Origin of the sequence: Acinetobacter sp. YH12236 (assembly GCF_013417645.1) — a bacterium.
In the GTDB taxonomy this organism is placed as follows: Bacteria; Pseudomonadota; Gammaproteobacteria; order Pseudomonadales; family Moraxellaceae; genus Acinetobacter.
In genome coordinates this window covers 1-10,557 of record NZ_VPDM01000007.1, presented here as the reverse complement: position 1 = coordinate 10,557, position 10,557 = coordinate 1, and the positions used below count along the sequence as shown (strand labels likewise).

Sequence of the window (10,557 nt, the reverse complement as noted above, 5' to 3'; positions counted from 1 at the left end):
CGTTCAGAGTTGTATGAGGGATAAGGGCAAATTGTAGGTTTTATCTCAGGTTCAAATTTAAGATTTTAGCAGCACTCCAAACTCTACAATTTGCGTATAGTGGTAGCTAATCACTATATCAATCAAGCTACAAGAAACACTGTTTCGGAAGGTGGTTGGGCTGATCTGCACTAAAATTCCGTTTCACTAAGTCAGCTGCTCGTTTTTGATCATCTCGGCTACGTGTGGTTAGTTTGTTCTTACCGCGCCAAACACCTTGTATAGCTAGCTTCTGCATCAATCGAGCAACTGTACAACGTGCGATAACATAGCCTTCACGTTTCAGTTGTTGCCAGATCTTACGCACACCGTATCGACCTGAACTTTCTTTCCAAATATGTTTGATTTGCTCTGCATGATGTAAATCATGCAGAGCACGTTTCGCTCGATGTTTTGGATTATCAGCGAGATCTAAAGTTCGGTAATAGGTTGAAGCTGCGATCGGTAAAATCCTACAAATCGCATCAACACCATATCGATCTTTATTGTTATGGATAAAATCCACCATTATTTGTGTGGGCGGTCGAGCTCCGCCTGGGCGAAAAAAGCGGCTGCTTTACGTAGAATTTTATTGGCACGCTTTAATTCTTTAATTTCACGTTCCATTTGCTTTATTTTTTCTTGATCAGATATCTGTTGTACTTTAATAGGATTTTGCTGATCTAAATGCTTTTGATGCCAGGCACGAAGTGTTTCAGGAGTACAACCGATTTTAGGAGCAATAGCTGTGATCGCAGCCCAATTCGATGGATAATCTTTTTCGGATTCAATCAATAATTGAACCGTTCTATCTCTGATTTCAGGGGTATATTTTAATTTTGTCATCGAACCTTGCGAAGCAGTGCTTCTCACTCAGAATATTGACTCTCCGACAAACCCGGTACGGTTCATACCACTAAAAAGATTAAAAACACTATATAGTGAAATTTACAATTTAATAACACAACATAGGGTGCGTAACCCTTGACTCCCCTATAAAAAATACGTGAATATTATAGTTTATTTTTCAGCCACTTGGCATAAATATGGGGGAGACATCAGCATATGTCTATAAAAAAAAAGCTATTGAAAGTCATCGTGTATCTTCAAAAAACTTACAATTAATGTGTTATCCAAAATGTATGCATGCCTACCAAATATGGATTGCTCTATTTTTTCAGCTTAATGAGAAACAGCAAAACTATCACTTGAATTTAACTTTTAAACAGAATATCGAAATCCCTCTTCTGACAACAGACAAAGCTGATCACTATTTTTTTAGTAGTCATTTCAGTTGGATCTATGCCTATTTTTACAACAAGAATAAAAATGAATTTAAGTTCAGAGCTTATGAAAAAAATAATTCCTACGAATTCACCATCCAGGCTTTAAGCGAAGTAAGGGGCTTACTGTGTTCCGGATTACATCACTCAATTCATGGCTTAGATATCATCGCACATTGGCTAAATGAACAATACTTAGCTGCACATCTTCAGGAAGTTTTCGGTCAGGAAGTTTTAACTATCAATCATCTACGAGAATTATCAGGGCTATCTAAATCCAAAAGTCCAGTAAGTTCTATTTCAAATTATGCTGGTCCACTTTCATTAGAAAAAATTCTGGCTGGAATATCATCATGAATGGATATCGTTATTTAGAAGATACTCATGAATTAAAGCTCGAACCATTTCGAAACTTCTATCGAGCATTAGCGGAAGCAAAGCTAGAAAACTATAGTGATTCTATTAAGCTCAATAATCTCATTCGACACACTGAAATTATTCAACTTAGCAATCTTATAGCTCAGCAGTTTAATAAGACATCATTCAGCGAATACCCTCTGGTTCATTACCTTATTGCAGTCATCAATACCCCATCAGCATATCAATCAACTGCACTGAAATGGGCTATTTTCAATACTCAATGTATCGAGTTACTGAATAGTAAAGAACATACAGCAACTGTAGCTAATCTATGTAGGCGTTTTCGTTTAGCAAGTACAAAGAAAGAATACTATTGGCTTTACAATTTTTTACCGTCTCTTCCGATTGAATTAGAAGAGCTAGTTAAATTTCTAAAAAATACTGAGACTGAGAATGGGGAATTATTTGACGAATCTAAAGAGAGTTTAGAGAAAAGGGAAATGGGCCAACTGGCAGAAATCCGCGTTATTTATACGTATACCCATACTCAATCAGAACGTCAAAAAAGAAATCGTCAAAGTAATCCAAACATCCCAAAACCGTCTCAAACTGACGTTAAAAAGACATTAAGAATTTCACTTGATGGAGAAAAAACATATCAAACTCATTTTGAACGAGGTGTGGCAAAACAGCCCCTTGAGGATAAAACTATAGAAAAAGTTGAAGATCATAATTTTGAATTTAACTTACTAGAGCAATGTTCTATCACAGCTCAGATCAATAATCTCAAAAATCAAATTCTGCATCAAAACAAGAATGAGCTAATGAGCAAGCCGAATCCTCGGGTCTTCGATTTGCCAACCGCACAGTACATTATGCAAATTTTATTAGAACAGGCAGAAAACTCTCCAATTCATACCCTGCTTTTATTTTCAGTCCTCAGTCTTACTCATTATAAAGATCTGCCGGTATTTCAAAAAAATTTACGAGTCAGTACAAAAAACAAAGAAGTATCACTGCACCCCCAAAAATGTTTCTTTAAGCAAAGCTTTGAAGTCTCTAAATTCAAGGATTTTGTTTTAAGAAAACATCGGTTGAATACCGTGAATTCTTTTACGATTCCTCTGCCTCAATATTATCTGGAAAATCTAAGTCAGTTGAAAAAAATGGATGGTGTTGAGATTGATTCCAAGATACAGGAGTATTTACAAAAAATTAATAAAGGGCTGACCTTCCAGTTAACAACACAAAATCTTCCGCGCTTACTCAGTGATATTGCATTGAATGAACTTGAGTATGAACTGGAAAGCAAATTGCTTAATGGAGAAAGTGTTCAGCACTATATTCCATGCCATTACTCTTCAACACAAATCGTGGATATTATTAATATTTATACTCAAATTCTAACTTTGACTGTTCCTCAGCTGGAAACTGAATATCTTGAAGAATTCAGTAACCCGCATTCTTTTGGTAGTCAGCAGACACCTAATCTACCATTTGTTAAATCATTTTTTCACCAGCTTGACCAACGAGTGCGGGAACATCCAAATCCCTTTCAGACGTTAAATCATTATTCAATCTGGCTGTGGCATATTTGCATGCTGATAACGTCAGCACGGCCGAGTGAGTCCTTCCCTCCCAATCTGGATTATATTGACCTTGATAACCAATTGATGGCTGTTGCAGATAAAGAGCAGCGTTATTCGGGCACCATTGGACGATATCTACCATTTAACGATTATCTTCGTGATGAAATACAGCATTACCTAAAATATTTAAAATACTTTCTCCACCTCACAAAGGCCTATCTGTCCAATGAACAAGTACAAGCAATCCATGAGGTCTTCGAGGGTGAACGCCCCTTTCTATTATTTTACGATCCACAAGGATATATCCGAAATTTAGAACTTTCTGATATTCAAAAATACTGCACAGAAATAGCTCTTCAGCGCAATTGGACTCGCCATTTCGCTCGCTATTTTTTTGCACAGCACTGCGATGAAGATATGCTGAATGGCATCTTTGGTCACGATGGGCCCATGCAGGAACTTTTTGACCGCTATTCGGGTTTTCAGGCAACCGATTACGATCACATTCGAGCAGCGCAAGACAAGCTGGTCGGACTCTTAAAGCTTAAAAGTATGTCTACATTTAACGGATTCCTGATTGAATGAGTAAACACCCACACTCCCTCAAAAGAATAAAAAAGCATAGAAAAAACAAAGCCTTTCTTCTGAACTTGTTTAGTGAGAAATGTATAGAACTGACGCCTGAGAACTATTCGGAAATTTGTCGTCAAGTTGATAATCAGCTTTTAGAACACTGTAAGTCAAACATCCGTAGCTATCAGATGGCACGTATAGAATTTGCTAAATATATCAAGCGCTTTAATCTTTCATCGAATCAGTACTATCCAGTGCCTGCCGCTCCCGTAAGGTACGAAAGGTCTCTGCCACTACAAAATATTGAAACCTTAAAACATGGTAAAAAAGTTACTCAATTTGCCCAAAATATGATTGCTTACTGGACAAAACGAAATGACTTCAGTCCCACCCAATCTCTTGGCTTTTGTTTGATCAGTTCAATATTATTTAATGGCATTTATAACCATGCCGAATTGCAATTTTTTTTAAAAATCATTTTAAAAACAAAGAAATTTCAAAGTTTTTTAAACCTAAATCATATGGTAACACTCGAAATCCCGAACCGGAATTTCGGTAATCAGCGTATAAATGACCCTGATTTTTCAGTCAGCTATACAAAAACGTTTGTGCTACACGACATTGTGAAATGCTGGATCTACAGACTAAAACATCAAAAATTTGATTTATTTTCGGATATTGAAGATGCAGAACATCTGATTAACGCTTGTATTATTGAATGCTTCCCTGAGGAAAAGGTGCGTTGTAAAGACCTGTTAAAATACGGTTTTTACTATACACAGTTCCTGAAAAACAGCGGGCTGGATCAAATGTCCATTTGTATCTTAAAAAATGAAATTTATAGTTCCAGTCCTCTTGAAAAACAATTAGCAGCTTATTTTCTTCAGCCTGAACCCACGCCTACCCATACGATTCAGAAAGTTTATGAGAACCCTCAGAACCAGTCTACAGTCACTATTGCATTAGATATAGCCGATATTTTAGTAGAAATACGTCAAGCTATTCGTGCAAAAAACTATAGCGATCAACTCATAGAATTATATGCTAAAGAACAATCTCCAGCCTTGGAACGTTTGCTGCTGTGGAGCATTCTACGCTCAAAATTAACGGAACCTCAACTGGACCTTCTCAATCATATTATTCAGCAGCAGCAACGATTTAAGCGCAAGCTTATACGTGCAGATTTTCAGCCGCTCAAGCAAAGTTCTCTGAAGACCATGTTTTCACAGTTTGCAGTCCATTGGCTGCAGGCAACGCAAGACAAAGATATTTCATCATTTTCAGATGCTGATTTTGAAGATCTGTATGGAGAAATGCTTCTATTAAAGAAAGAAACAACTAGAGCAACTCTACAAAAACGTCTACAGGAGTTTCATCACAAACAGACCTTATTTTTTAACGCACCCACTGTTGATCTGGATAATTTAATCCAGGTAAAAATCTGCAGAACCGCATTGATCTCGCCCCATATTTTTCACCACATGCTAGAGCAGCTCGAAAATACTCAAAATATTTCGATTCAGGATAAAAATATATTTAAACTGATTTTTATTTTGGGGTTCAGAGTCGGACTACGGATCAATGAAACATTGAATATCTTCGTACGTGATCTATTTATTAGTGAAGATGCTGTGATAATCACTATTCGCAACAATCGCAATAAAAATCAAAAAAGCTACTCAGCTTACCGCAAGATTCCCCTGCATCATCTACTTAAAGCCGACGAATTACATGCATTTAAAACATATAGTCAGAATAGAAAACGTCTGCTAAAAGAACAAGGAAAATCAGTTGCACAACCGCTGTTTTTAAAACAGTCCTTAGAAGAAACTCATGAAAATGAAGTGAATTCCCTATTGAAACAATTGATCCAGCCAGTTTTTGGAGAACACAATTTTACTTACCATAGTCTGCGCCATTCTGCATTTAATCATCTTTACCTGATTTTAAAAAACTCAACACTTTCAGATGCATTTACTGACTATAGCCCACATGAGCAATTACGTATCCGTTATGCATTGTTGCGAAACAGAAATACTCAGCAAACCTGGTATGCACTTTCTCATTTTGCCGGGCACCTAACCCCTGACACGACCTGTTCAAGCTATCTGCATTTAATGCATCTGGCAATTAGCTACCAGCTGAATCAAATGCACAGCCCACTTCCTAAAGAAGCCTATTTTAATATTCTGAAACATGATGATGCTATTAAATATCCTGTTCAGCAACGGGCGATCAAACAGTTTTTATTTGATCAACTCACTAAAGACCGTTACAGGCAACATGATCATCAATATAAACCAGAACAACAGAAATCGCCTGATTCACTGATGCTAGGAGCTCATGACTCAGAGATGACTTTTGAACTATTGCATCACATTCTTGCAGTAGAAAAAGAACAAGACCTTCTGTTACCTGAAGCCATTCCTTTGCAAATCGCGCAAAAATTACGTGCCAGAGCCGTGCATTTAAAAACCTCCTGTGTAAACCAAAAAAAATCATCGAAGTTATTTACCACAGATTTTTTAAGGAAAACTCCTGCTGCATTAGTTACCATGTTGCCAACCAATCACGAGGAGAAAAAGGTCATTCACCATGTCCAGGAGCGTTATGCAAATGTACAAAGTAAATATAAAAAACAGCTTCATACGATCTACTCAATTTATCTTGAAAAAGTTCAGCCCAATTCAGCCCAGTTAATTTTTGAACTGAATGAAAAACGGCAACTGAAGAAACTTCTTTCTTTTATTCATAGCTTATTTCCCAAAAAATATCTTCATTTAGAACTCTCTCAGCAGAGCAAGACAGAGCTCAAAAAGACATTACAGGATTTAACATTACGGCCAGAAAACTTCAGCCTGAATGAAAATGAAAGGCGAATTAAGTTCTGCTTCAAGGGTAAAGATGCAAAAGCACTTGGGGTATTCAAGTTACTGATGTATCTCATGATAGTTTCTCATCCTTAAGCTGTTTGTAATAAAAATTTTAACTCTGAGAAACGATAATCAAATAGTATAAACTCTAGATATCAGCAACGTCTGAAACAGAGATCAGTCATGCATAAAACACCAGAAAAAATTGCAAAACAAAAAAAGGTATTAGCTAAAGCTGTTTTATCATCTGCAAATCAACTTGGTTTGACACAGAGCCAGCTTGCTATCGTTCTCAATTTAGATTCAGTGGAAACTTTAAATTCGCTTGAGTTAGATCCCGATTCAAGTCAGGGAGAACTCGCAATTATTTTAATTCGTATTGCGATATCACTAGATGCTCTAACAGGTGGAGAGGCTAAATGGATGCAGCATTTTATGAAGTCACCAAATAAGCTAACCAAAGGCATTCCGATAAAACAGATTCAGACTACTCAGGGATTAGCTACTGTATTAAACGTAGTCGAAGGACTTCGGCTTCAGGGTAAATATTAAGAAATACAAAGCTTCATTACACAGAAAATTAAAAGTCATAATTTTGTCTAATAATTCAAATTCAAGGTATAAGAAGTTCCTCTTCTCAAGAGGTATACAACTGCCTCATTATTGAGAACTGTCATACATATATGGATGAACCGTACCGGCATTTAAAAACTGACCCCCTTGGTTAATATAGCGGTCATTTTGGACTGCTCAACATGTTAACTTTGGAGCAAGCAGTGACAATCCAAATACTTCATCAGCAAGGTAAATCTATTAAAGCCATTAGTCGTGAACTGGGGGTGTCCCGAAATACCGTACGTAAATATTTACGGCAGAAGGAAACACCTCAGTATCGGCGTACACAACCTAGAACAAGTATTCTTGATCCATATAAACCCTATTTACTCAAACGTGTAAACGCAGCTCATCCTGAATGGATTCCTGCTGTTGTGCTCTACCAGGAAATTTTAAGGGGCACTGTTGCAAATAACCACGAATGGTAAGCTGAAGACTGTTTTAGCTAAAGGTGCAGCATATGAATCCTTTCCATGGTCGGCATTTTCAGGGCGAAATCATTCTTTGGGCTGTGCGCTGGTATTGTAAATATGGCATTAGCTATCGTGAACTGCAGGAAATGCTGGCCGAACGGGGTGTGAATGTTGATCACACGACTATTTACCGTTGGGTTCAACGTTATGCTCCTGAAATAGAAAAACGTTTACGCTGGTATTGGCGTAATCCTACAGATCTGAGCTCGTGGCATATTGATGAAACCTATGTAAAAGTGAATGGACGATGGTCTTATCTGTATCGTGCAGTCGATCAACGTGGCGATACCATTGATTTTTATCTTTCTTCTAGACGTAATACCAAATCAGCATATTGTTTTCTTGGAAAAATTTTAAATAATATGAAGAAGTGGCAAATTCCACAAGTGATCAACACGGATAAAGCACCCACATATGGACGTGCTTTATCACGGTTAAAACGGGAAGGTAAATGTCCACCAGACCTTGAGCACAGGCAGATTAAGTATAAAAATAACGTGATTGAATGTGATCATGGCAAGCTAAAGCGGATCATCAGGGCCTCATTAGGATTCAAATCTATGAAGACGGCTTATGCCACAATTAAAGGTATTGAAGTCATGCGTGCACTACGTAAAGGACAAGCATCGTCATTTTATTATGGTCAGCCTCAGGGTGAAGTGTGTCTAATCAACAGGGTTTTCGGTCTCTAAGTACTTTTTAAAGGGAACATCATCGACTCAAATCTCTATTTGCAACAGTGCCCATGCACGTGTAGCAGTCCTCAACAGATTTACGGAATTAGGTCGACCACTTACCCAAGTTACGCCTTAAATTTGGCTCAATTAGGGGCGCTTTGCCTTTCAAATCTTTGTGCAACAAAGCCTAGTAATTAATAAAATTGTATTCATGTCTATTTAATGTAATCTTATTGTTTTGTTTCTGTAAAACAGAGGGTTAATTCATGTCAAAGCAAATTTTAATTTTAAAAGATGGCATTAAAACAACTTTAGAGGCTAGCCAAGTAGAAAATATTGTTCAGCAGTCGGAACAAATTGTTGTAAAGCTCAAGAATGGTGAGCAAATTATTTTGTCTAAAACTGAAAATTTTTCTATTGAAATTTTAGAAAATAATGAAAGTATAATGCGACTAGATTCTTCTAATCTAGAAAATCTGAGTGAATTAGAAAAATTTTTAGCACAGGAATCAAATTTTTGGTTCGATAATAAATTTATTACGTATGGTGGCGGTGGACTTTTAACAGCAGGGGTTGCAGCGGTAGCAAGTAGTGGTGGAGGTAATAGTACATCAGGAGATGTAACTCCCCCAACAATATTGACGCAGGAGTTGGCTGCAGATAATAAAACCGTGACAGGTGCCACTGAAGCGGGTGCAACAGTAACGGTAAGCTATAACGGTAAAGTAGTGGGTACTGCGCTTGCAGATGCTGAAGGCAAGTACAGCATCACTTTAGACAAAGCCTACAGCAATGGTGAGAAGCTTGAAGTTGTTGCAACTGACACAGCCAATAACAGCACCAAACCAAATGCAGTAACAGCACCAGATACCACAGCGCCATCAAGCTTAACGCAAGTAATCAGTGCTGATGGTCAAACGATCACAGGTAAAACCGAAGCTGGTGCTACAGTAACAGCGACATTCAATGGACAAGTGGTTGGTACAGCGATTGCAGGTACAGATGGTCAATACACATTGACCTTGACTCCAGCCTTCACCAATGGTGAAAAGCTCGAAGTGATTGCAACCGATAAAGCCAATAACAGCACCAAACCAAATACGATCACAGCACCGGATACGACAGCACCTGCGACCTTGACGCAGGAGTTGGCTGCAGATAATAAAACTGTAACAGGTGCCACTGAAGCGGGTGCAACAGTAACGGTAAGCTATAACGGTAAAGTAGTGGGTACTGCGCTTGCAGATGCTGAAGGCAAGTACAGCATCACTTTAGACAAAGCCTACAGCAATGGTGAGAAGCTTGAAGTTGTTGCAACTGACACAGCCAATAACAGCACCAAACCAAATGCAGTAACAGCACCAGATACCACAGCGCCATCAAGCTTAACGCAAGTAATCAGTGCTGATGGTCAAACGATCACAGGTAAAACCGAAGCTGGTGCTACAGTAACAGCGACATTCAATGGACAAGTGGTTGGTACAGCGATTGCAGGTACAGATGGTCAATACACATTGACCTTGACTCCAGCCTTCACCAATGGTGAAAAGCTCGAAGTGATTGCAACCGATAAAGCCAATAACAGCACCAAACCAAATACGATCACAGCACCGGATACGACAGCACCTGCGACCTTGACGCAAGAATTGGCTGCAGACAATAAAACGGTGACCGGTACAACCGAAGCGGGTGCAACGGTGACTGTAAGCTATAACGGTAAAGTAGTGGGTACTGCGCTTGCAGATGCTGAAGGCAAATATAGCATTACTTTAGATAAAGCCTATAGCAATGGTGAAAAGCTTGAAGTGATTGCGACCGATAAAGCTAATAACAGCACTGGACCAAATAGTATCACCGCACCAGATACGACAGCTCCTGTGAGCTTGACGCAAGTGATCAGTGCCGATGGTAAAACAGTGACAGGTCAAACCGAAGCAGGTGCAACAGTTACAGCAACGTATAATGGAAAAGTGGTTGGTACAGCCGTTGCAGGTACAGATGGTCAATATACATTGACGCTGAAGCCAGCATTTACCAATGGTGAACAGCTAGAAGTTGTAGCAACAGACAAAGCCAATAACAGCACCCAGCCAAAC

General features: G+C 38.5%; 6 protein-coding genes, 2 pseudogenes and 1 other annotated feature. Of the genes and pseudogenes, 7 read left to right on the top strand and 1 reads right to left on the bottom strand.

Annotated elements, in window-relative coordinates; genetic code table 11:
* Positions 1 to 148: 148 nt before the first annotated feature.
* A pseudogene (locus FTV14_RS05090) lies at positions 149 to 864 on the bottom strand (IS3 family transposase); the annotation flags it as partial.
* Positions 473 to 589 (bottom strand) — a sequence feature (AL1L pseudoknot). (Overlaps the previous pseudogene by 117 nt.)
* 296 nt (positions 865 to 1,160) lie before the next feature.
* Between FTV14_RS05090 and FTV14_RS05085 the strand changes: the two are divergent.
* From FTV14_RS05085 to FTV14_RS05055, 7 genes and pseudogenes are all read left to right on the top strand, one after another.
* Entirely contained in the window at positions 1,161 to 1,658 is a 498-nt protein-coding gene (locus tag FTV14_RS05085) for a hypothetical protein (RefSeq protein WP_180053490.1), read from the top strand.
* Complete coding sequence (locus tag FTV14_RS05080; protein ID WP_180053489.1) at positions 1,655 to 3,835, top strand: hypothetical protein; 2,181 nt, start codon at positions 1,655 to 1,657, stop codon at positions 3,833 to 3,835. Before FTV14_RS05085 ends, FTV14_RS05080 begins: the two co-directional genes overlap by 4 nt.
* Complete coding sequence (locus FTV14_RS05075) at positions 3,832 to 6,789, top strand: site-specific integrase (RefSeq protein WP_180053488.1); 2,958 nt, start codon at positions 3,832 to 3,834, stop codon at positions 6,787 to 6,789. Before FTV14_RS05080 ends, FTV14_RS05075 begins: the two co-directional genes overlap by 4 nt.
* Positions 6,790 to 6,879: 90 nt before the next feature.
* Positions 6,880 to 7,248, top strand: a complete 369-nt coding sequence (locus FTV14_RS05070) for an MbcA/ParS/Xre antitoxin family protein (protein ID WP_104488357.1) — start codon at positions 6,880 to 6,882, stop codon at positions 7,246 to 7,248.
* A gap of 203 nt (positions 7,249 to 7,451) precedes the next feature.
* Positions 7,452 to 7,706, top strand: a pseudogene (locus FTV14_RS05065) (helix-turn-helix domain-containing protein); the annotation flags it as partial.
* Positions 7,707 to 7,771: 65 nt separating this feature from the next.
* Entirely contained in the window at positions 7,772 to 8,476 is a 705-nt protein-coding gene (locus FTV14_RS05060) for an IS6-like element IS1006 family transposase (protein ID WP_180053487.1), read from the top strand.
* Positions 8,477 to 8,727: 251 nt separating this feature from the next.
* Positions 8,728 to 10,557, top strand: a 1,830-nt coding sequence (locus FTV14_RS05055; RefSeq protein ID WP_257219758.1) for an Ig-like domain-containing protein, incomplete at its 3' end; no start/stop codon positions are given.

Coding starts and splice junctions, on each gene's coding strand:
- FTV14_RS05085 (WP_180053490.1), top strand. CDS start 1,161: ATGCATGCCTACCAAATATGGATTGCTCTATTTTTTCAGCTTAATGAG.
- FTV14_RS05080 (WP_180053489.1), top strand. CDS start 1,655: ATGAATGGATATCGTTATTTAGAAGATACTCATGAATTAAAGCTCGAA.
- FTV14_RS05075 (WP_180053488.1), top strand. CDS start 3,832: ATGAGTAAACACCCACACTCCCTCAAAAGAATAAAAAAGCATAGAAAA.
- FTV14_RS05070 (WP_104488357.1), top strand. CDS start 6,880: ATGCATAAAACACCAGAAAAAATTGCAAAACAAAAAAAGGTATTAGCT.
- FTV14_RS05060 (WP_180053487.1), top strand. CDS start 7,772: ATGAATCCTTTCCATGGTCGGCATTTTCAGGGCGAAATCATTCTTTGG.